This is a genomic window from Geodermatophilus sp. SYSU D00525, assembly GCF_054050475.1.
In genome coordinates this window covers 54,037-77,117 of the sequence record NZ_JBJGZK010000003.1, presented here as the reverse complement: position 1 = coordinate 77,117, position 23,081 = coordinate 54,037, and the positions used below count along the sequence as shown (strand labels likewise).

At 69.4% G+C, this 23,081-nt stretch carries 13 protein-coding genes; 1 reads left to right on the top strand and 12 read right to left on the bottom strand.

The annotated features are described in order from the left end of the window. Positions 1–332: 332 nt before the first annotated feature. Positions 333–872, top strand: a complete 540-nt coding sequence (locus ACI796_RS03750; protein ID WP_456939926.1) for an OST-HTH/LOTUS domain-containing protein — start codon at positions 333–335, stop codon at positions 870–872. 309 nt (positions 873–1,181) lie between these two features. Here the strand turns inward: ACI796_RS03750 and ACI796_RS03745 are convergent, their stop codons facing one another. The 12 genes from ACI796_RS03745 to ACI796_RS03690 all read right to left on the bottom strand — a co-directional run bounded on the left by ACI796_RS03745 (position 1,182) and on the right by ACI796_RS03690 (position 22,778). Next, the gene (locus tag ACI796_RS03745) at positions 1,182–2,249 is read right to left on the bottom strand and encodes an ADP-ribosylglycohydrolase family protein (protein WP_456939925.1); all 1,068 of its coding nucleotides are present in this window, start codon (positions 2,247–2,249) and stop codon (positions 1,182–1,184) included. Positions 2,250–2,428: 179 nt separating this feature from the next. Next, entirely contained in the window at positions 2,429–6,145 is a 3,717-nt protein-coding gene (locus ACI796_RS03740) for an AAA family ATPase (protein ID WP_456939924.1), read from the bottom strand. Beyond that, positions 6,142–9,441, bottom strand: coding sequence for a DEAD/DEAH box helicase (locus ACI796_RS03735; protein ID WP_456939923.1), 3,300 nt, complete (start codon positions 9,439–9,441; stop codon positions 6,142–6,144). The genes ACI796_RS03740 and ACI796_RS03735 overlap by 4 nt, the downstream gene beginning before the upstream one ends. Positions 9,442–9,521: 80 nt before the next feature. Then, positions 9,522–10,985: a GTPase gene (locus ACI796_RS03730; RefSeq protein WP_456939922.1), complete on the bottom strand. Its 1,464-nt coding sequence runs from the start codon at positions 10,983–10,985 to the stop codon at positions 9,522–9,524. 107 nt (positions 10,986–11,092) lie between these two features. Continuing rightward, positions 11,093–14,746, bottom strand: a complete 3,654-nt coding sequence (locus ACI796_RS03725) for a GTPase (RefSeq protein WP_456939921.1) — start codon at positions 14,744–14,746, stop codon at positions 11,093–11,095. Positions 14,747–14,941: 195 nt separating this feature from the next. Beyond that, the gene (locus ACI796_RS03720) at positions 14,942–16,696 is read right to left on the bottom strand and encodes a helicase-related protein (RefSeq protein WP_456939920.1); all 1,755 of its coding nucleotides are present in this window, start codon (positions 16,694–16,696) and stop codon (positions 14,942–14,944) included. A gap of 46 nt (positions 16,697–16,742) precedes the next feature. Then, the gene (locus ACI796_RS03715; RefSeq protein ID WP_456939919.1) at positions 16,743–17,300 is read right to left on the bottom strand and encodes a hypothetical protein; all 558 of its coding nucleotides are present in this window, start codon (positions 17,298–17,300) and stop codon (positions 16,743–16,745) included. Then, positions 17,300–17,737: a hypothetical protein gene (locus tag ACI796_RS03710; RefSeq protein WP_456939918.1), complete on the bottom strand. Its 438-nt coding sequence runs from the start codon at positions 17,735–17,737 to the stop codon at positions 17,300–17,302. The genes ACI796_RS03715 and ACI796_RS03710 overlap by 1 nt, the downstream gene beginning before the upstream one ends. After that, positions 17,734–20,055: a hypothetical protein gene (locus tag ACI796_RS03705; protein WP_456939917.1), complete on the bottom strand. Its 2,322-nt coding sequence runs from the start codon at positions 20,053–20,055 to the stop codon at positions 17,734–17,736. Before ACI796_RS03705 ends, ACI796_RS03710 begins: the two co-directional genes overlap by 4 nt. Before the next feature lie 194 nt (positions 20,056–20,249). Then, positions 20,250–20,501: a hypothetical protein gene (locus ACI796_RS03700; RefSeq protein ID WP_456939916.1), complete on the bottom strand. Its 252-nt coding sequence runs from the start codon at positions 20,499–20,501 to the stop codon at positions 20,250–20,252. 126 nt (positions 20,502–20,627) lie between these two features. Beyond that, a complete protein-coding gene (locus ACI796_RS03695; RefSeq protein ID WP_456939915.1) occupies positions 20,628–22,286 on the bottom strand; it encodes a sigma factor-like helix-turn-helix DNA-binding protein in 1,659 nt (552 codons plus the stop codon). Between the two features lie 276 nt (positions 22,287–22,562). Further along, a complete protein-coding gene (locus ACI796_RS03690) occupies positions 22,563–22,778 on the bottom strand; it encodes a hypothetical protein (protein WP_456939914.1) in 216 nt (71 codons plus the stop codon). Between the last annotated feature and the right edge of the window lie 303 nt (positions 22,779–23,081).

Here is a 23,081-nt window from a genome sequence, read left to right as displayed (position 1 = left end):
CGCCTGGCCGTCGACGGTGGGCGCGCCCCGCCTGGCTGCCGCCAAGCGACTGTGCGGCTCATCACGGGCTCTGGCAGCCGGCATCGATCGCAGCAGCCTCGTGGAGCGCCGCGACGACGTCCGCGGGAGAGGTGTCACTTGCCCCCGACACCCCTGGCGCCCAACGACTGGTCCCAGGCTCCCGACGTTCCGTCCTGCAGCATGTCGGACGCGCCCCGCCGCGAAGCCCAAGTGCCCGCATCGCGCCGTGACCCGCAGATGCATCCGGAGGACCAAGTAGGCCCCGATCCCCGGCCGTCCTCAGCGGCGTCGACGGAACCCTTAAGGAGATGGTGATGACAATCCACGTCTGTCCCTTCCACGCCGACGAAGGAATCCACGGCACGCGGCTGCACGACGAGGCCAAGACCGAGGTGTTCGAGTGCCGCCGGCAAGGCCATCCCCGGCCGGGGCCCTGGACCTGGTCCTTCGTCCCTGAGCCACCCCACGCGGCCGGCGTCAGCGGGCTGGCCGCCGAACTCGGCCTGCACTTGGAGCTGCCCGCTGCGCTCAACTCCTACCCCGGGCAATGGGTCGAGTACGGCCTGGTCGAACGTGCCTACGCCCAGGCCCATCCCGAGGACTTCCGCCAGCTTGTCCGGCGGTACGGCCACACCAACCTCGCGCCGTCGCAGTACACCGCGTCGGCCTACCTCGCCCGCACCCTCGGCGAGCTCAGCCGCACGGGCAGCGTGCTCTTCCGGCCGGGCCGCGGCACCGGCCGCTGGAGCTACAACAGCGACATCTCCTACTGGGCCCTCCCGCCGGAGCCGAACTGGGACGACCGGCTCAGCTGGGAGCAGGCCGCCGTGGAGGTTGACTATCTGAGCTGACCTGACCTCACCCGGCCCGGCGAGCCTCGGACAGACGGGAACCGCCCTCCGACAGGCATGGCTCGTTCCCGCCGGGTGCATGACGCCGTCGCCGACCCGAACGATGCAGCCACTGCGCGGACGGGCCACCGTCACTGAATGCGCCGGCTCAACAGGTCGGGCCACTTCCCCTGTGCCACACCGCGCGTGGCCCCCGACCGCATGTCGCCGCGAGTCATCACGCGCCCAGAGACGCGTGGCGGCGACTGCAATTCACGAGGCGAGATGACCGGCGGGTGCTCGGTCACGCCAAAGCCGGGCGCTTCACAGTCACCATCCCGGATAGCGCTCCCACCAGCCGGAATCGTCGCGTTCGAGCCAGGTGACCTGGTACTCCCCTGGCCTCGTCTCCGTCAGCGTCTCGTGCCCACCAGGCGCCCCCGAGAACTCGGCGACCAGGTCTCGGGCCAGCGTGTCGGTGGCCCACGCCAGCTCCAGACGACTGACCACGTCCACCGGCAGCACATCCACCCCGTGTAGGGCTCCGAGCAGAGCGCCGGTGACCATCGCGACGCCCGGGCCGGCCGCCGAAGCCGCGACGCGCAGCGCCTCCGCGACCTGTCCCGACCCGGAATATGAGCTCGCCACGTACACCGCAGCTCGCAGGGTGCCCTGGGCGGTGCGGTCGACACCGTGCCGCTTCAGCACAGCAGCGTCTGCCGGCTCCCGCTGTCCGTCGACCGCCGCCTGCGCGTACAGATTCACGCTGTGCGAATCGCGGTCGACCGCGGCGATCGCACCGAGCGCCTGCGCGATGCCTTCTTGAAGGTCCCGCGCGGAGAGCAAAGCGGCGGCGATCAAGGCCCCGTCGGCGGCCGCAATGTGGCCCCTCGGTTTGCCGTGGGTGAGGGCCGCAACGTCAGCCGCGAGCTCGAACGTCGCGTGCGGGTCGACCCCGAGCGCACCGACCGGGAGCGCGCGAATGAGTCCGTGGTAGCCCTCGCTTTGCGTCGCAGGCCGTTGCCGGGTTCCTTGCGTCCCACCCTGCAACGCCGCCACGGTGGCCGGTGCGGAACCGCGCCGCTCGTGCAGCGCCGAAACGGCGGCCAGCCACCCGTCGGGCCAGGCATCCCCCGCGTCGGACGCCCAGTTGGCGTACAGCTTCGGCGCCGGAATGCCCTGGCCGTACGCCCACCGCACGAGCGCGTGCCAGACGACGCTCGGCGGGTGGCAAATGCCCTTGCTGCGCTGCCGCACGGACGCCCGGATCAACCCCTCGACGGTGAAGAGGGTGAGCTGCGTGCCAACCCCGCTGCGCAGCTGGCTGGCCCCGGCAGGGCTGGGAGAGCCCGTTGCCAGGGCCTCACCGAGTGCGAGTCCGAGCAGCAGACCGCGCACCCGACGCGTCCTGCTGCTGACGCCGGGGCTGCCGGTCATCGCCACCCCCTCCGAGTGCCGGCGAGCCGTTCATCGGACGGATGCCTGCGAGGCATCGGCGGGGTAACGGCACGCAGAGTTGCTCCACCGCAAGAGCTGCCCGTTGTGGGGCCACCGGGCACCTGGAGGTTGGAGCTTGGTCAGGCAAACAGCTTGTCGATGAGCTCCTCGATCGCGGCTGACGAGATCGAGCCGTCGTCACCGTCGCGAGTGGTGATCAACGTGCCGTTCTCACCGCCGCCCGCTGCCTCGTCCAGGATCCCGTGGGCTGTGTACCACGCCTGCTTGGCCTCCCACTTCCTGCGGTATGACGGACGCTGCAGCATGCCGAGGTGCTCCCAGTAGAAGGTCTCGCCGGTATCGCTGTCAGCGATCGTGAAATCGGGCAGCTTGCGATCGCCATCCAAGTCAAGCGGACGCTCGTACTCGAAGTCGATCCCCTTCGAGTACAGGAGGTCAGCGATGATCACCTCAGACTTTGAGCGGACCGCGATGCCCTTGCGGGTCATGTGGATCAATCCGTCCTCGAGGTACCTGCCGTCCACATCGACCGGATTCGGAGCGCGGAAGAGGTTGGTGATCCGGGCCGCGGTCTCGGAGTACGACGCCTTGGCGTAGCGCAGGAGATCGGAGACGTCCCCCTGGTGGAGGACGGTCACGTGCTCGCGCTGTCGGGTGAGAGCCGTGTACAGGAGCTCGCGGGAAAGGGTCCGGCAGGGGCTAGGGATCACGACAAACGTGCGACCAAACTCGCTGCCCTGGGACTTGTGGATGGTGATCGCGTACGCCAGTTCGAGGGGAGGTGTTCCTTCCTCTCCCATCTCAGACATCCAGTACTTGTACGAGGTCCCGAGTTGGGTCGCGAACTCGACCTCGAGGAGGCCCAGGGGCGCGTTCCTTGTCGCGAAGCGTGTCGGACCGGTGATCACGCCGATCTCCCCGTTCGCCACGTACTCGAGCGCGTTGTCGATCTTCGGGTAGTACCTCGTCCGCTTCTTGTTGCGAACGTTGATGACCTTGTCCCCGTAAACGATCTCCTCAGGCCCAGCCGGCTTGGGAACCTTGCGGAATCGAGAGTCGTCCGGAGCGGCGAGCTGTCGGATTCCCTCCCGGTACGTCCGCTGCAAGTAGCGGTTCAGCTCGTTGACGCCACCGCCTGTTGCACGGACGGGGCTGAGCACCTGCCATGACTCCGCGCGCTCGGCCGCTCCGAGGTTGAAGTAGACGTATTCGCCCGACTGGGTCCCGCCGTAGGAGACCTGAAACCCGGTCGCGTCGTCGTCTCCCTGCATTGCGCTCAGGCTTGTCGCCAGCTCGGCCCTGAGGACGGCTCTGAGTTCCGCAGCGTTCTCCCAACGCCTCAGACGGACCGTCCCGAGGTCCTCCCCTCGTCGCAGCCGGTCCCAGATCTCATCCGCGCCCGGGCTCGTCTCGCTCCCCGCGAACCACTCGGCCAGCTGGAGGTCGGCACGATCGTCATCGCCGCTGGTGACCTGACGACGGGGAATCGTCAGCTCGGCGTAGGACGGCGCAACGCGTGGAAACGCGAGCTGCCCCGCCTCCTCGCGGAGGTAGTTCACGATGTCGACGAACGGACGGCCCGTTCCGATCGGGGGGAGCTGTCGGTGATCCCCCACGAGGATCAGGCGGTCGTAGCCTTCGAGAGCATCAAGGAGCGCATCGATCGCGTCCTCGGTCAACATCGAGCATTCGTCGACGATGATCGTCCGAGCCGTGTTGTCGCGATCCCGATCAGATCTCCTGTAGCGGCTCGTCTCGGGGTCGTAGCGCTCCGAGCGGAGGAGGAACTGAGCGATCGTCAGCGCGCGGGACTCGACCTCTTGGCCGATCGCCTCGTGCATGCGGACGCGGGCCTTACCGGTGGGGGCCAACAGGCTCACGCCGCCGTCCTTGACCGCGTCGAGGCTGCACAGAGCGCGCAAGAGGGTGGTCTTGCCGGTGCCGGCCGCCCCGATCAAGACGGAGATGCGTGAGGTTGCGAGCACCTCAAGCGCAGCGGCCTTCTCCCGCCGCGCTAGTTCTTCCTCAGGATCGCTCGCGGGCGCGGTGAAGCGCGCATCTATCACCGCGCGCCAGTCAGCGCTCACGGGAAGTGGCTTGGCTCGGCGCCGCCTTGTGACCGTCTTCGCGATCGCCTTCCTGATCTCGGCCAGGCGCGCAAGCTGCAGAGCCGGCTTCTGGTCGGCCATCGTCGCGACAACCACCTCGGGCGCGAGGTCCGGCACGATGACCGACATCACGTCATCGCCCAGCGGGCACGCAGGCTGCAATGCGGCATCGCTGATTTCCAGGACGACGTGGTCCTGCGGGCGCAGCGAGTGTCCCTCCACGGCCGCTGTCTCAAGACTGCTGACGATCAGAGCCCGGACACGGCGAGGATCGAGGGGATCGGTCACAAGGGACGGTGCCGGAAGCGGATGCGCCAGTCTGACCCGGTCGTCGGGGAAGACACCCCGGTCGACTGTGCCCACCGCAACCGGATCGGGGCATAGGCGACCGGTCTCGTAGACCAGATAGGGATTGGCGAGGATGCCGGAGTCGTCGACGTCGATGCCCGCGGCTTCTCGAACGACCCGCTGGTAGAGACGCCGGGCCTGGTCGGGCGTGAGCGCGAAACGCGAGAGCAGCTTGAGGAGGGCTCTTCGCTCGTCGGGAAGCGCAGCCCACGTACGGGACAGCATCGACTCGACTCGCTTGGCGGCCGCAGGATGCGCGCTGGGGTTCCTCAACCACGAGTCGACGAGCGGCCACGGATCCTCGTTATCGCCCAGCTCCCCCTGAGCCGAGAGGGCCAGAAGGACTCCTTCCGGCACCCCGAACGCGGACAGCGCCGCACCGAGCCCCGGACACGGGCCGCGTGCCTCCCACACTTCGGCCACTCGGTCGCTCAGCCACTGCCGGACGGCGTCCCACGTCCCGGGAACCAAGGGAGCGATCTTCTCCACCACGCGGTCGAGCTCGAGCAGGATGCTGAGCGCCGCGTCGTGGCTCACGTGCTCGGATGCGTAGGAGAACTGATCGGTGAACTCGTCGGGCACGAAGACGGTGCAGCTTTCGAGATCGATGCTCGCGTCCTCGTCCGCCAAGCGCAGGAGGTCGTGGTAGGGCAGGAGGAAGCCGTCGGTGCCGTTCGGGCGGATCGTGTGACCCACCATGCGTTCCCACAGCACTGAACCAAAGCCATCGCCGGACTGCTCGTATGGCTTGACCGCGCCCACGCTCGCCACGCGACCGACGCCGATGAGCACCCGACGGGGGTCCGCCGCGAGCGGCGACTCCTTCGCATAGACGAAGATCAGGCTCTTCTCCGGCTGGATCGCCGAGAAGAACGTGTCGAGCAGTGCTTGCTGGTTCGTCGCGTGCTGCACCCAAGCCGGGTTCTTGAGGTCGGCCTCCGCGTCGACCGCGGCCTCCAGGTCGCCCTCGTACGGGATCTCGTACTGGTCCGCGAGTGCCACCGCTTCGTCGCGGAGCATCCAGCGGAACGGCACGCAATCCGCGGAGTACGGAGGGACCTCGACAGCCGTCGGTTTGAACCGCTTGTAGACCTCGTTCCACGCCGCGTACGGGTGCGTCTTTACGCTTCCACGAGGCTTCGGCGACATGAAGCCCGCGCGTTCGGCCGCGCACGGTGGCAGCTGGCGGGGCTCGAGCTCCAGCCACGAACGGCCAGCGAGCGCCACCTCGTGGGCATCATCCCGCTCCTCCGCGATCCGCTTGAGACGCAGGCAGGCGCCGTTGGCCAGTGGATCAGCACAGATCCGGCCGTCGAACGCGGTGTCGTGCCAGGCAACCCGCACTGAGAGGTGCCGCAGGGGAAGGACGGGACCCGTCACTCGTCCTCCTCTGCGCCGATGTGCACGCGTGCGAGCGCGACGAGCCGCAGGTCGCCCGAACCGGTAGCCCGACGTTGAAGCGCCGCAAGTTGGTCCTCACGCTCCTGGCTGAGCTGCTCGATGAGCCGCTCGTCACGTGCCACGTTGGCCTTCCAGACGGGGATGATGGTCCGCCGTGTATCGGAGCTGTCGGCTGCCTCAAGCTGCCGGAGTGTCTGTTGGGAGCTTGCAAGCCGGTCTTGCGCAGCAACGTCGCGGTAGTCGAAGTAGTTCGCCATCTTGGCGCGTTCGCGCTCCAGAGCGCGCTGGGATTCCTCGCGGACCCGGACCTCGACGGCGCCCAGGTGCTCGTAGCAGCGGGCCTCAGCGGCGGCGATGGCCGTATCGAGGTCATCGAGGCTGAAGTCCGCCGGCGCCATCGCCCGGTCGTTGGGGAATGTCGCTGCGCGGTCTAGCAGCGCGCTGCCGCCCGCGGCGTCGAGATCGCCGCCATCGCGGACGAACAGCGGCATCAGCCCTCGCTCCTCTTTCAGACCTGGCACGCCGAGCTCGTGCACCACGAGCCAACCTTCGCCCGGCTCGATTCCGGCGTCGTCCTCGATCTCGAAGGCAGCGGCACCGCCCTCGTATGACGAGCTGGTTACGCGGGCGATGAGGTCGTCGACCACGGCGTTGCCCATCGCCAGGTACTCAACGTGCTCGCTGTCGGGGCGCACATCGGGCCGCATCGCCACGGTGCGCCGTCGCCGCTCCTTGGAGTGGTGCGGATAGTCACTGACGAAGGGTTCGTGGAACGTGATCTCGTAGGTGCCGTCGCTGTTCTTGCTGAGGTGTGTGTTCACGTCGGCCAGCAGCCGTACCACGAAGCGCTCTTGGTCTGCGGGGCTGATCGGCGAGGCGCCGGCAACAAGCTGCTGAGCGATCTCCCGCGTGTAGCTCTTCGTCTCCATGATGAAGTCGCGGAGCTGCTCATCAGCCGATCGCGCGTTCTGCATCCTGCGCTCGACCTGATCCTCATACTGCGCCAGCGCACGCTCCCGTTCCTCGCCACCGAGGCGCAGGATCTTGCCGAGGTCGCGCTCCGTGTCGCCGAGAATCGGGTCAAGTCCGCCGACGGTCTCCTCGAATACGTTGATCCGTTGCTCGAGGACGTCGAGCACGCGTTCCTCGATCGTGCCCTTCACCCAGAAGTTGAAGACCTGCACGGTGTCTGTTTGCCCGATGCGGTCTACGCGGCCGATTCGTTGCTCCACCCGCATGGGGTTCCACGGCAGGTCGTAGTTCACCAGCAGGTGACAGAACTGGAAGTTGCGGCCCTCCCCACCGGCTTCGGTGCTGAGCAGGATGCTCGGGCCGGCCGCCGACCGGAAGGCGTCGACCGACGCATCTTTGGCCTCAGGCTTCAGCTGCCCGTGGAAAAGGTTGACGTCCCAGCCGATCGATTCGAGGCGGCCACGCAGGTACTCCTGTGTCTCCCGGAACTCCGTGAAGAGCAAGACCTTCGGTGCCGGCTCTTGCTTGGCAAGCTCGGTCAGCTGCTCGACAAGCACGTCGCCCTTCGCGTCCGACGAAAGCGCGTCGAGCAGCTCGACCAGTCGGGCCAGCTCGTGCGCTTCCTCGGCGTCTGCTGCGGCGACCTCATCCAGAAGGCCCGCTACGAACTCGTCCCGGTCCAGGCCATCCTCAATGTCTGCGATGAGGGCGGCACGACGCTTGCCGAGGGCGGGCTTCGCTGCGCTGGTCTCGAGGCGTCGGCGACGGCGATCTAGCGAGACACGCAGCGCGCGGATACTGCTGGCCATCAGCTTCTGGAAGATCACCATGACGAAGCCGACCGCCAGGTCGTTTGTGCGGTCGGCTCGCGCGAACCCTTCGCGTACGTACTCCTCGACCGCGTTGAGGGCCTCGAGCTCCTCGGGCGTTGGGTTGACCTCCCACCGGTGCGCCTGGCGCGGCATGAAGCCGCCGATGATCTTCTTTCGGTTGCGGATGAGTACCTCAGACAGCAGGTGCCGGCTCGCAAGGTTCTCGCAGACCTGAGAGACCGATTGCTCGCCGGCGGAGAGCTCGGCCGCGATCTCGTCCACATCTCGATCAAGCCAGCCGGCGACACGGGCGATGATCTCCTCGGGGTCTTCGCCCGGTAGCGGGAAGCCATGAAGTGTCAAGTCGTGGACAAGTCGACTGAGCCCAGGGAGATCCGCACGGTGCCGTTCGAAGTGTTGAACGGTGGGGAACAACGCGGGGTCGAGGAGCTCGACGAGGCTGTAGAGCTCCTTACTGTCGAGCTGCATCGGGGTCGCCGTAAGGAACAGCGCCGCCCTCTTCGAGAACGCGTCAGGTGAGACGACCGTACGGACCGCGCGGTACAGCCGCGTCTCCTCGCGCTTCTTCCCCGAGATCCGTACGCGCGCGTGGTGGGCCTCGTCGACGATCACCATGTCCCACGGCACCTCGGCCATGAGCTTCGACCAGGGCTCGCCCGAGATCCACCCGCTCGACACGATGACGCTGTCGAACTTCTCGAACGGATTGCCGTCGAAGCCTTGCGAGGACTTGAGGTAGCGAACGGTGTCAGAGTTCAGGATCGAGAACACTTCGTTGAACTTGGACTTCAGCTCGAACTGCCACTGACGGACGAGGTTGGGCGGGACGATCGCGATGCATCGGGTCGCGCCGCCGCGTGCGCGGAGCTCCTTGAGGACGAGCCCGGCCTCGATCGTCTTGCCGAGGCCAACCTCGTCGCACAGCAGGTAGCGGTGCGGATAGTCGGACACCACCCGGTGGACGACAGAGACTTGGTGCGGCTTCAGATCGACGCGCGACTCTCCGAGCGAGACGAGGTCGTTCGTCTGCTGCTCGACCTCATAGCGCCGCGCCGTTACGGCAAGCGCGAACTGGCGGGCGCTCCCAAGCCGGCCGCCCTGTATGCGACTGCGAGGGTCGTCCAGGACGTGGGGCCGGAGATCACTCTCGGCGACAGTGATCACCCTGCCGTTGACAAACACCTGCCACCGGGGTGGAGCCGCCGTCGTCATGCCCTGGATGACTCCGACATCTCCCGTACTGGCCCGCTTAACCATGCCCGCCAAGACGACGCGTTCGAGAACGCCGGCGCGAGCGCTGAAGAGCTTGGGTTCGTCCTCGCCGTCGAAGACAACCGAGACTTGATGGCCTCCGGCGCTTTGGACGACTCCGGTAGGACATCCGGGGGCTGCGGGCCAGCGAACCAAGGCGCCGTCGGTTATCGGCCCCGCGGATGGAGGCGGCGTGTCCACAACCGGTTCAGCCTTCATGCCCAGGCCCCTGCCTCATCACTCGGCCAGACTGTCATGCAGCACCGACACGCAACGAACTGCGCAATAGCTCGTTGCGGTCAAGCAAGCGTTGATGCTCCGGCGATCAGCCTCTGTAGGCGCTCTCGGGCTTCATGAATGCCTTGTTCGGCGGCGGCTGCGGCCTCGAGCTCTGCACGTGCCCGTGCTTGCAAGTCCTGCAGACCTTGGGTCAGCTCGTCCATCCACTCGACGAAGGGCGCGGCAGCGGCATCGGCCGCTTGCGTGGCGGCCTTCAGGTAGCGCTGTCGCCGCCGACTCGCCTCCGCCGCTTCGTCCTCGTCGTGACCGCCGAGCTTCCACAGCAGGTCAACGGCGCTGATCGCGGCGGTCACGACATCGGCCTTCAACCACGTCTGTGCCGGTCGCAGCTTCGGCACGTCCGCGGCGAGCTTCTCGAAAGCGTTCGCGGTGTCCCGCAGCATGTCGCGGTTGTCCCGCAGCCGCTTCAACAGTGCGACAACGTGAGCAGGCCCTGGTTGGACGTCGGGCACGTCGTGGACCGGCGTGGGCCACGGAACTTCCGGTAGAACCAGACTCGCCGGAGCTTGAGCGGCCAGGGAGCCAAGACGGTCCGCGTGCGCCTGAATCCACCGCTGTATCGCCTTGGTGAGCCGGTCTCGCACCAGCTCGTCCCGGTCTGGTGTCGCGGCGGCCTGCATGTCCCGCCCCACCGCGCTCTCCAGGGCCTCGTCTCGCTCAACGCGTAGCTGATCGCGCAGGCGGCTGAGCTCCCGTGTGTACGACTGACACTGATGCAGGTTCTGCTCGGCAGTGCTCCGCTCCAGTGCAACCTGCGACATTGCGCCCGACAGAGCCTGCAGTTCAGTGGCGAGTGCGCGTAGACGCACGCGGACGGCGCGCTGCGCTCGCAACAGCGGTAGCGCGGCGGGGAGCTGTTGCAGCCACGATCCGACCGCCGGTATGCCGTCCCATCCTTCTCCGATGGCGTAGTCACCATCTTCGGGCTGTCTGTCGTGAACCAGCGCGAAGGGGTCACTGGCGGTCACGAATACGGCAAGGTCCTCTCGCTGCACGTCGCGAGACTGCAGGCTTGCGTGGAGCTCCGTCGTCTTGCGCTCCGTCAGCTGCTGGTAGATGTCGAGGTCCTCGAGCGGATCGGCGCCCGCCATATCGAACTTGTTGATGACAATCGCTCGCCATGCGGCGGGGGCAGGCAAGGCGCCTCCTCCCCAAGCATCACCGGTCAGAAGCGCCCAGGCGTCATCATCAGCGGCGGACAACAGCTGTGGTGTGAGGACCAGCACGAGCACATCAGTGTCTGCGCAAGTGTCCAGAGTTCGTTGATTGTGCAGCGCTTGGCCGCTGCCCAGGCCAGGCGTGTCTGTGAGGGTGAGCGACCCGGCCCGCTCAGTCCGTGGCTCGAACGTGGTTGGGTCCGCGCCCACGGCGAGATCCGCCGGAACCGGGATTCCGAAGTCGAACAACAGTCGCTTCAGCAGGGACGTCTTCCCGCTGCTGTACGCGCCGGCGAACGTGACCACGACCGGCTCGGACCCCGGCCCCCCGTTCGGCGCCACTGCCACCGCTTCAGACGACGGCAATTCAGCGTCGGCTTCCGCACACCATGCTGCAATGCGAGAAATGTCCATTAGCAAATCTGCTCCTCAAGGCGCTGTCGCGCCGTAGCCACACTTTTCAGTCCTTGTTCGACGTCCTCGCTCGCCGCCTCACGGTCACGGCGGAGCGCCTCTAGCGATGCAGCGAGGGCATCGATCTCCCGCTGAGCCGGGACGAACAGGCCTTGGGGAAGGGGATCGGGCTCGGACGGCTGCGCCCACAGGTAGTCGAGCAGGGCCGCGTCCACTGATTCGCGTGCTTGGGCGAGCACGTGCTCCTTGAGCTCGTTACGTTTTCTCGTCGCCCGGCGGTCGAAGTAGTGCTCGGCCACAGTGATCACGATGCCGACAGCGGCCAGGCGCGCCCCGAGCGCCTTCGCGGCATTGGCGCCCTTGATCGCACCCCACGGCTTGAACTTGTACGTGCCGCGGCTGATCGTCTTGACCAAGCCGTACCAAGTGTCGCGGCTCTGCCCTGCCTTGCTGGCCAGCTGGCTCGTCGTGGCAAAGAACTTGCCGAACTGCGTCGCGTCGGACCCCACCTTTCCGCCCACGCCGTCGGTGTGCAGACGCTGCCGACCGACCAGTTCCTGCAACTCCGCCGCATGGTCCTCGGCGAGACCCTCATACCGCACGAGGAACTGCCTCTGCCATGCCTCGAGTGCTTCGACGACGACTTCGTCGCTGGGCCACGCGTTCAGCTGCTGCAGCGCGTTCGTCATGGCAGACGCGTCGGGAGCCTGACAAGCGCGCAGGGCCAGTGCATCCACTCTGTCGGTGATGGAAGCCCTCAGCGACTCTTCGCTCTCCGCCAGCAGCCGCCTTCGTTCCGAAGCGCTGTGCTCGCACGCCGCGATCAGCTCATCCATCTGACGCAGCCGCAGCACGGCACCGTCTAGGTGTCCCTGAGCCCCGGCCAAGTCCAGGCTCGCCGCCTGGATCGCCGCGTGCCAACGCCGTGCCCAACTCGTACGTGGACGGCTGCTCACGAGCCCAGCCAGCTGCGGTAGTCCGAAGACGGAGGGATCGACCGGTACCTCGTCGGGGCGCAAGCCGAAGGGGGTCGGCGCGACGAAGAGAACCGTCTCTGGTGCCGCTTCGAGCCCGATGGTGCTCAGGTAGTTGGACAGCTCGACCGCCTTCCGAGCAATGACCGGTGGCACGGCCTCGGCCTCGAGCAGCAGGTCGGGCCCCATCTGGTCGAGGCCGGAGACGCAAAGGACTGAGCGCGAGAAGACCGCGTGGCGGTGCGGAGCGTCTGGCGCCAGAAGTACTCGCGCTGCGGACAGGCTGTGCAGGTCGATGTTCGGGGCAAGGAGCCAGATCAGCAGGTCGCAACCGACGGCGTCGTCTGCTGCGGCGGTGACCACCTCCCAGCCGGCTTCGTCCAACCGCTTGCGCAGCTCGACTGCGGTCGCATCGTCAGTGGCCGAGTCGCCGCCCACGATGCCGACCCGCAACGCTCCTGTCGGGTCCTCCGGTTCACACCGGTCTTCTGGGTCGCGCCGGTAGCTCAACCAGTTGTCGGCGCGCTCCTGCAGAGCCGCAATCAGTTCTGTGTGGTTGCCATCGGAGACCTCAAGGTCTGCTTGCCCGCTGCCGCGGGCTGTCTGTCCCAGGAGCGGGTCGCGGGGGGGGGGGGGGGGGGGGGGGGGGGGGGGGGGGGGGGGGGGGGGGGGGGGGGGGGGGGGGGGGGGGGGGGGGGGGGGGGGGGGGGGGGGGGGGGCGGCGGGCCCGCGGCGGCGGCCCCCCCCCCCCCCCCCCCCCCCCGAGGCGCGGACCGCACGAACAGCGGCCGTAATCACTTCAGTGGCGTCGGTGCGCCCGCTGCCCGAATTCGTTTCCAGCAGGTCCGCCGCCGTCGTCAGCGTGGCTACGCGAGCTGCCCGCCCTGCCACAGAAGGGGCCACGTGGCCAATGAGTGCCTGTGCCGCCCCGGTCGCCGCTTGCGTGACCGACTGCCAGAAATGCTCTTCAAGCGAGCGATGGACGCCATCTGCGGCTCGCCGTACGAGCGACACCGCCTCCGCGCGCACCTGGGCTCCTCGCGCCTCCGCCTGGCGAGAGGCCCTTCGCCTGAACCATCCGACCGCCAAGGACGCGACCGCCCCACCAGCCGCAGTGAGCCACCCCACCGGTCCGGTTGCAGCCAGGAGCACTGCCAGAGCGGTTCCAGCCTGTGTGAGCAGTTCCCCTGCCTCGAGCCAGCGCGCTGCCTTGCGGCCAGATCGGCCGTCGACTGCCTCGGCCGCCATGCGCGCGCCTTCGATCTGGAACTGCAACTGGACGCCCGCGAGTTGGTCGGCGAACTCCTCGGACAGAGCTTGCAGCGCTACTGCCGCGGCCTTCCTGGCCTCCTCTACGTGCGGCTCCAGCAGGAGCACGAGGGCATCGCCGTCGATGACCTTCTGCTCTCTGATGGCTTGGTGCGCAATGTCCTCGGCAGCGGCTCGCAACTTGCGACGATGCGGGGACAGGTGGATCGCGGCGAGCTCCTGCGCCGTCTGTTGCAGACGCCCACCGGAAGAAGTGTCAGCGAAGAGCTCAGGACGCAGTGCGGCGAGCGCCAAGAGAGCCTCGGCGCCCGGGACGTCCTTTCGCGCCCAGCGCCCGCGATGGGACGTCGCGCTGTCGTGCCCAGCACCCAGCACCTCCATCGATGAGCGAAGGGCTGCGACCCCGACCGTGACCTCGAGCGCGTCTTCCTCCGCTGTTTGCGTCAGTTGCTCCGCGACCACCTGCACCCGGGCCAACAGGTCGTTCTCCACGGACTGCAGCCGAAGTTGCGGGGCACCGTCCACAAGGCAACGCACGAGCAGCTGCTCGAGGCACGGGACGTTGGACATGTCGGCCAGCTCGGCGCGGCTGTAGCGCTCTCTGCGCCTGCGAACCTGTTCGGCGTTAGGTCCCTTGAAATCATCGCTCGCCAGGGCATCGGCTGCGCGCTGCATGTGCACAGCGACCACCGGAATCTGCGGCAGGCCCATTCGCCGCAGCTCGTCGCGGATGTGCCGGGCGTGCACGGTGACCTGACGCTCTAAGGTCGCAGCGGCTTGGGGACCTAGTAGCTGCTCCCTCCAGCGCGCATTCCGGATGTTGAGAACAGCGACGCACGGGCGCCCGAACCGCTGAATCTGGTCTCGCACGATGGCGAACTCGGATTCCTGCTGGTTCTGATCGTCGAAGCACAGGACAACGAGGTCGGCCCTGGCCACCATGCCGGCTGCTTCGGCTTCCAGTTCCTGGCGTGTTCGTGTGCGGCCCCAACCGCCGTAGCCGGGTGTGTCGATGAGCTCAAGTGGTCCCCAGGCAACTCTTCTTGGCGCTGTGGTGAAGTCACTCTCTCCGCTGGAGATGCTGCTGCCGTCACCTTGTGTGAACGCCTCGATGAATGTGCTCTTGCCCGCACCGGTTCGGCCGAACAGCACAACCTTGACCGTCTCGCTTTCGAGTCGGTGCGTCTCCAGTGCGTCTTCGAGCTCTCGCCGCAAGGCCTCGATTTCCGGTACGTCGCCAGCCTCCTGCACGACCTGCTGCAGTAGCCCCTCCAGACGCTTCTGTAGATCGTCGAGCAACGATGCCGTGACCGTGACGGCCCCTCGCACCGCCTCGGCCAGAGGGCTCTCCCCGCTGTCCGGCAGCCCCCCGGGCGACGTGGGGGCGACATGCGCGAGATGAGCGACCACAAGCGCATCATGCCGTTCACTCCGACGGTGGTAACGGAGAGCGAGCCGACCACCGCTCCGTGTCGTTCCCGCCTGTCGCAGCAGACGGACCGTCCACCCACCCGGCGAACCAGAAACTGGCCGAGCAGCCGTCTTCCGTCACGCCGGACAAGGCTGTCAACTCGACGACCAAGATCCGCCAGACAGCCCCTGGCGCTACGCGGCCCGCAGGTGCTCGAACAGAGCTGCGAGATCCTCCTGCTGGCCGTCCCCCAGCAGGAGCTCGGTGTCGCTGATGACGTCCTCGGACGCCGCCGGAAACGCCAGCGTCGCAAGCTGCCGGTCGTTGAGCCGTCGCGCCATGTCGCGCACCTTGAGTCCGAGCCGGCGGTCGACCACGTCGTCGATGGTGTCACCACCGCCTCGGCGCCGCGCCGCCATCAGGTACGTCACCGAGCAGTCGGCATCCACGGGCAGCCCCAGCCGGTGCGTGCGGTCAATCGCCTGCAGCAGCATCCCGGCGTTGAACGTCCGGTCCACATGAACCTGATGGGTCGTCGTGAAGTGCAACGACACCCCCTCCGACAGGGTGTGCGGTGTCGCAACCAGCACCCGGCACGCTGGATCGGCCCGAAACCGGGCGATCTGCTCCTGCCGTTCCACCCGGTCCAGGTCCCCGCAGACGACCGCCGGGCAATGCGGGGCGAGCAGCCGCTCCAAGCGACGCACGTGGCTGCGGAAACTCGCCCACACCAGCACCTTCCGCCCGGCCGCGGCGTGGGCGTCCACCAGCTGCACGACACGGACCAACTTCGTCGGCACGAACGCCGCCGGCAGCTCACGCACCAGCCGCTCCAGGTCGAGGTCGGCGCGGTCGGAGAGCATGCCCAGCTCCCCACCGTTGCCGAGCACCGCGGTCGGGTCGGTCGCGGCCTGCAACAAGAGCATCCCGATCCGCCCCGCCCGACGGAAGTCGCTGCGCAACCCCGGGTCGCGTAGCACCGCCCGCGCGGCGGCGTCCACCATCGCCTCATAGATCTGGTCGTGCGCGGCCGATAGCGGCACGTGCTCGGTGAACGGCACCAGCGGCGGCAGCCCCAGCTCCTCCTTCGTCACGCGGGTGTAGGCCGACATCAGCGAGTCGGTGTCCCGGGCGGCCAGACCGAACCCGTGACCGGGATAGGCCAGCTCGAGCACCCGGGCCAGGTCGGTCGGCGAGTTCGGCTGCGGCGTGCCGGTCAGCACACTGCGGCGGTGCGCCACCCCGGACAGCTCCAAGGCGGCCGCGCCACGGACGCCGGCCGGCCCGGCCTTCACCCGGTGCGCCTCGTCGAAGACAACGAAGGTCCGCCGCCGGCGGCAGAACGACACCAGCGCATCGAGGCGGCCCCGGTCCTCCAACCGCTCGTAGTTAGTCACCACGACCTCGGCCGCTCCGGCCGTGCCCGGGCCGACGTGCACCCGCGGCACCGCCCCCGGGGCGTACATCAGGCCCGGCTCGGTCGCCCACGCCTCGTGCGCGGAGATCGGTGCGAGCACGAGCATCTGCTCCACCTCCCCGAGCGCCTTCAGCGCGCTGTAGACCATGAACGTCATCGCGGTCTTGCCCGCCCCCGGCACGCCGAAGTTCGCCCCGCCCCCGAGGGCGACCAGCCGGGCCACGTCGCGGCGCTGCGGGGGCGTCGGCTCCCGGACGATGCCCAGGTCGGCGACGGACGCGATGCGCTCCGGCCACCGCGCCTGCTCCGCCGGGGCCCGACCCAGCACGTCCAGGCGCACCCCGTCCTCGGCGAGCCGGTGGCGCAGGTGCGCCACCAGGGACTCGCCGAAGGTGAACGGGCTACCCTGCGCGGTGAAGTACCACAGCCACCCGGCGACGTCCCGCAGCGGCAGGGTGACATACCCGGGCGCGGTGTCGCTGGCCACGTGGGCCAGCGCGTCGGACATCTCGGCGAACACCTTGGCCGGCACGCCGCCGCTGGGCACGGTGACGGCGTCGGGGCCGGACAGGTAGAGCTCAGCCACGGCCGGTCACCTCCAGCCGCTGCCGCAGGGACGCAGCAACCGCTCCCCCGCCCACGCGCCGCCCGCCGACGTCGACGACGCCGTCGCGCAGCGCCGCCACCGCCAGCTGCAGCACCCGGTAGCCGAGCGGGTCACGCGGATCGGCGAGCTGCAGCCCGGCCACGTCGACGACCGCGGGTGCGGGGTCGTCGGCGACAGGGTCGGGCAGCACGTCACGGACCCCGGCCCGGTGCACGACCGCCGCCGACGCCGGGTCGAGCCGGCCGACGACGGTCGCGGACATCCCCAGCAGCCACCCGGTGAGGCTCAGCCACCCGTAGCGCTCGGCGTGCCGCAGCTGCCCGCAGCGGCGCAGCTCGACGATCCGCTGGGCGCGCACCGCCGCCAGCCGGCTGGCCGGGTCCAGGGACCCGACCAGCTCGGAATCGCACCGCCCGGCGACGAACGCCACCGCCGCCTCCGGCGCGCACGGGGTCACTGGCGTCCCCGCCACGGCCACCGACCCCGACGCCGGCGCCACCTGCGCCCGCGTCACCGCGGCGCCGTTCATCACAGCGCCTCCGACGCCCGGAACTGCGGCGGGCAGTACACCGTGTTGTACGGCGGCCGGTAGGTGCGGATCATCCGCGCCTCGATGCGGTCCAGCGCCGCCTCCGGGCAGTCGGCCCGCAACGGCAGCACCCACAGCCCCGTCGCGAACGGCGGGATGGTGTGGTGCCCGTCGACACGGGCCACCACACCCCCGTAGCTGCGCCGGCACTGCCCGATGTACAGGCAGGCGCCGGCGTCGTCCACGGCGACGTAGATGCACACCAGCACCCACAAGGTGCGGTCGGCCAGGTAGGGCCCGCGCTCGTCGTGCTCGAGGGCGTACAGGTCGGCCGGGGCCAACGGGTCGACCAGCCGGCCCATGTGCTCCCGCCAGCGCCGCACGTCCCGCTCACCGAAGGCCGACGCCAGCTCCGCGGCCGGGACCGCCGCGCTCACTGCGCACCGTTCCCGTTGTCGTCGGGGTCGTTGTCGTCGGGGTCGGTGGTGTTGAGGTCGTCCACCACGGGGCCGCTGTGCATCGACGCGATGAACTCCCCGTGCTCGAGCACCTTCACGACCTTCCGCGCCTTGGGCAGCAGGTCCTCGGTGTACCCCGCCGGCAGGCCGGCCGCGAGGAAGCGGCGGCGGACCTTGACGTCGGCGGTGAGCGGGATGGCGCTGTTGGCGGCCGTGGTCACCGCGGCGCTGAGCTCGTCCAGCGCCCGGTCGAACTCGTCACCGGTCGCCGGCGTGGGCTTCGGCCCGTCGTCGTCGCGGGGCGCCCAGCCCATCGCGGCGGAGCGCAGGAAGCGCTCGGTGACGGTGCCCGCGGCTCCCGCGACGGGCTGACCCTTGCGGTCGTACTCCACGTAGCCCGGGTCCAGGGTGTTGTCCGGGACCTCCCCGGCCAGCGCGGCCCGCACGATCTCGGCCAGCTGCCGCACCCCGTCCTTCTTGTGCTGCGCGAGCACCTGGCTCATCACCAGGTCCGGGGTGGTCAGCGTGTTGCCCCGGGTGCCGCCGAGCCCGTTGAGGGTGAGCTGCCATGGGCTCGCCTGCTCGCCCTTCGCCGTCTCCCGGAAGGCCGGGTTGGTGGCCTGACCGATCGTGGCGAGGAACAGCAGCGCCCGGGTCGCCGGACCGTAGGTCCCCACGGAGGAGTCGTCGGGGCCGGCGTCGCTGCCCATCTTGTTGTCGAACTCCTGGAGCGACAGCTTCTCCAGTTCGCTGGCCGGACGGTGGAGGTGGCGCCACCACGGGTCGCTCGTACCGCCGGGGTGCTTCTGCACCGCGACGAACATGGGGTGGCGGGCGACGCGGTCGACCGTGGCGCGCGCCCGGTTGTAGTCGCTCTTGTCCTCGGTGGTGATGCCCAGGATCGGCATGGCCACCGACGCGGCCACCGCGGCGCGGTTCTCCCGGATCTTCGTGTGGTGCGTCGACATGGAGTGGCCGATCAGCGCCGCCTTCACGTCCGCCTCGGCGGTGTGGCCGGTGCAGACGAAGGTGGCCATCGCCTTGGCGGCCAGCCGCAGCGGGTGAGCCGGGTCGTCGGCGTCGGCGCCGTCCCAGTCGGTCGTCTTGTTCGCCCAGACGCGCTCGAGGTCGTCCTTGTCCAGCGGCATCTCGTAGCCGTGGATGTCGGAGCGGAGCCGGATCTGCTCCAGCGCCTCCAGCGAGACGTCCGTCGTCTGTGCCGCGGCGACCCATTCCTTCTGCGCGGCGCTCTTGATGTGCAGGCGGCGGATGTAGCGCTGCACCGCCTGGTGCGAGCGGGAGCGCCCGGCGCTGGTCTCGGCCAGGTTCCGGTACCCCAGCACCAGCCGCACGGGGATGACGCTGCAGCGCAGCAGGGTGCGCTGGGCCATGTTCGCCGTGGCCAGCCACTTCTCCACCGTCTCCGGTGCGGCCGAAGCCGGCCGCCAGTACGCCGGGTCCTTCAGCTGGGCCTTGCGCCGGGCGTGCCGGACGTCTGCGGCCGTCCAGTCCCGCAGCACCGGCGTTCCGTCGGGCTGGTAGAGGTGGTCGGCCCACGCCTCGATCTCGGAGGGGCTCAGGCGGGTCACCTCGCGCACGATGCGCCGCTGCATGGCCAGCCGGCGGTTGCCGTCGGCGAACTTGAGCATCCAGCGGCAGTTGCCGACGGCGTCCTGGACGATGGTCGGGATGACCAGCGCCGGGTCGTGCACACCCTGCAGCCCGACCCAGTTGATGTCGGCGCGGTCCTTGGCGTCGGTGACGTTGTTGGTGAACCCGAGCGCCCGTGCGGCCTCCTGCATGCTGTGGAGGAACTCGGCGGCGCTCTCCACGCGGAGCACGGGAGCTCCGGTCACTGGGTCGTCGGCGATCGCCTCCAGGTACGGCAGTCCCTGGGAGCGGGCGTCCGCGGCGTTCCGGCCGTTGTTGGGGTCGTGCTCGCCCACGAACGGGTTCATGAAGAACTCGCCGTGGACGATCGACCCCTTCTCGGTCGAGATGGAGCGCTGGCGGCCCGCGGCGAGGCCCTTCACGTTCTCCTCCGGCCACGCGTCGGCCGCGTCCACGAGGCGCAGCAGCCCCTCGGGGACCTCCTCGGGGTCCACGCCGTTGATCTCGGCGACGCGGGCGGCGAACTGGCGCGCCGTCTTGCTCAGCGCGTCGTCGCCCTCGGGGGCGGGCTTCGGCGGCGTAGGCGGGAACCGGTCGTCGCCGACCGTCGGGCGGATCTCCTCCGGGTACTCCGACGGGTCGAACTTGTCCGAGCTGAAGGCGAAGTCGTTGTGCCGCACGGGCATGGGGGTTCCTCTCTGTCAGGCCACGTCGTCGGCGACGGCGTCGGCACGACCCGCAGGCGGGAGGTGCGTCGGCTCGGCGACGGCGACATGGGCCGAAACGACTCCGGTTTCCCGGAGGGGATGTGCCACCGGACGGTTCCCCGGCCGGGGGCATCCGGGCCGCGGCGCGGCCCGAAGCTTGGTGATCGGGACGGTCACTGCTGGTCGGTGCGCGCGTCCCCGGCGGCGGCGTCCGCGGCCCTCGCCTCGCGGAGGACCTGGCGCATCGTCGACAGCCGGTTGTTGCCGTCGCAGACCCGCAGCAGCCAGGTGCTGTTGCCCCCGTCGTCCTCGACGAGGGTCGGGAGGACCAGCACGGGCTCCCGGGGGTCAGTGTCGGGCTCGCCGGTCCGGGTGACGCCCTCCGGCGCCGCTGCGGGGATGCGGTGAAACTCGGTGTTCGGCACGACGGTCTCCTCTCATTCGGTCATGTCGGCGGCGTGGCCGAAACGGCTCCGGCCTCACCGAAGAGCTGGGTTGCCGGAAGGGGTGGGCTGCCACCGGGGCTTGGTAGCCGGCCGGTGGCCGGGGCGTCAGTGCTCGAGCTGATCGGCGCAGAGCAGCTCGAGGGCCTCGCGCAGCGTGCGGTTGCCGCGATCGCGCAGCCGCCGCACCACCTGCGGCAGCGGAGTGCCCGGTTCCAGACCGACGGCGTAGGTGAGCGACTCGACGATGTCGTCGTCGGCGACGCGCTCGCCCGCCACGTCATAGAGGCCCGCGCCGGCCGCGAGCGTCCCGTAGAGGTCGCCGTCGGTCTCGGTCTCGGGCGCACGCTCGATGAGCAGCTCACCGGCGCCCACGACGAGGTGGACCCGCTCGCCGTCGGCGAAGCCGAGCGCGTCGAGCGCCCGCCGCAGGTCCCGGCCGAACAGGTAGGGGTTCTGCTTCCAGCTGGCGTGGACCACGCCGTCGCCGATGACGCGGATCGGCACCCCGCTCGCCCCCTGCGTGATCGCGAGCAGCTCGGCCAGCGGCGGCGGGATGGTCTGCGGTCCGTGGTACAGCCGCTTGTGGCTGACCGTCAGCGTGCACGACCACGCTCCCCGGCGCGAACCGGCCACCACGCGGAAGCAATCGCCGTGCAGACCCGGTGCTGGCACGGCCGGCGGGTCGCCGGGCCGCCGCCGGCGCAGGACGAGCCGGTCCTCGATGAGGTCGGGCAGCGACCTGTAGAACGCGATCGACGTCCGGCTGTAGCCGTACTTCACGGCGAGGTCCTCCAAGAAGGCCACCGCGACCTGCCCGTGCTGGTTGACCTGGTCGTAGATCAGGTCGCGCAGCGTCGGCCGCGGTTCGGCGCCCCACTCGTCGAGAGCGAACGCCTCGCGGCCCACGCGCACGAACGGCGCGTACCGCAGGACGTCGCCCACGGTGCGCTCGTTGCGGTCGGGAAAGAACCGAAGCAGCTCGGCGCGTTCCATCGGGGCGCCGTTGGCCCGCAGGATCCTCCTGAGCCGCTCGACCACCCCCATGCCCCCACCGAGGACGGCGTGCTGGCCGCCGACGTCGAGCAGGTCAAGGCCGGCGACGACGTCCGCCGCGAGATCGGCGGCTTCGTCGTCGGAGCCGACGTGGGGCCGCAGCTTCGCCTTGATGCCGTCCCACCACTCGCCCAGGTCGCTGACCACGCCGCCGCAGACCGCAGCGGCGGTGAGCTCCTCCAGCAGGCGGGCGGGCTCCCGGTCGCCGGCGGCCAGCCAGCGCCGGCCGGCGAAGTCCACGATGCCGGGCCTGTCCTTGCCGAAGACGCCGTTGCGGCGGGCCAGCCCCAGCAGCAGCCGGGTGCCCGGCGAGTTCAGCGGCGCGAAGCCGGCCTCGGCCAGGGCGGCCTCGGTGACCGGCAGCTGCAGTTCGCCGAGGTCGGTGAGCGCCTGCCGCACGACCTGGGTCTTCCCCGCGTCGATCGGGTGCGGCACGGCAACGAGGACGACCTGAGCGCGGCGGGAGCTGCCGCCCTTGCGGGATGGCGCGCCGTCGAGACGGCTGAGCCCGGCCTCCTCGATCTGGCGGACCCGCTCGCGGGTCAGGCCGTAGCCCTTGGCGATGAGCTCGAGGGTCTCCGGCTCGGCCTGCACCAGGCGGCGGAAGAGGACGACACGTTCACGGTCGGGAAGAGCGGCGAAGCGCTCTACCAGGACCTGCGCGTAGGTCGGAAGCGCGAGGGGCGCGTCAACGACGTCAACGACGTCCACGACCGCCGAAGCGCTGGGGCTCGCCTGCACTGTTCCTCCGCTTCTTCACCGCAGGCGGCCGGAGGAACGACGAGCACGGATGCCGAGCAGACGACCGCAGGGCCGTCGCTCGCCTACCGCCGCGACGTCCGCACGCGGCGGCTTGGGCTCTTGCCTACTGGCTGGCCGATCCGCTCGCGCCCGGGCACCTAGGTGATGGGCTGCACGTTTGCCGGGAGGCTAGCAGGTGCTGCCAAGATCCACCATTGGAAGGCGGTCGCGATGGACCGCCCAAAGTCAGTCCACACGCCGCAGCCCGGCGGCGCACTGAACCAGGACCCGCGTCGGTGTTCCTCCATCGGCCAGCAGCACCGTGTAACGCTCGGGCAACATCGCAAAGGCCTTGTCGTGCGAGGCGATGAAGAAGTGGTCGATACCGTCGGCGTACAGCCGAATGGCCGCCGACAGCAGCACCCGGTCCGCGCCGTTGGGCGTGGGCGGGGCGTCGAGCACGTCGACACCGGCGTCGGCACACGCCTGCCGCACCGCCAGCCCGGTCCCCTGTGGGTCCCCCGGGGCAAGGGCACATCGAGTCGGGGCCGGCCGCCTCGACGAGCATGTTGAGGAGCTTGGCGAGCTGTGCCCGCTTGACCCCGACGTTGTCCAAGTCGGTCACCGGAGCCGCCGTGACGCCGCGGCTCCGGGTTCGACGGAGTCGCGGTCGACGGAGGGCGGCCACGCGCGGCATGACCGCGCCAGGGCCGGGCCCCTAGCCTGCAGACAACCGCGGCGCGCGTGACCCAGGGAGTCCGCCAA

Coding starts and splice junctions, on each gene's coding strand:
- ACI796_RS03735 (WP_456939923.1), bottom strand. CDS start 9,441: ATGAAGGCTGAACCGGTTGTGGACACGCCGCCTCCATCCGCGGGGCCG.
- ACI796_RS03715 (WP_456939919.1), bottom strand. CDS start 17,300: ATGAACGGCGCCGCGGTGACGCGGGCGCAGGTGGCGCCGGCGTCGGGG.
- ACI796_RS03705 (WP_456939917.1), bottom strand. CDS start 20,055: ATGCCCGTGCGGCACAACGACTTCGCCTTCAGCTCGGACAAGTTCGAC.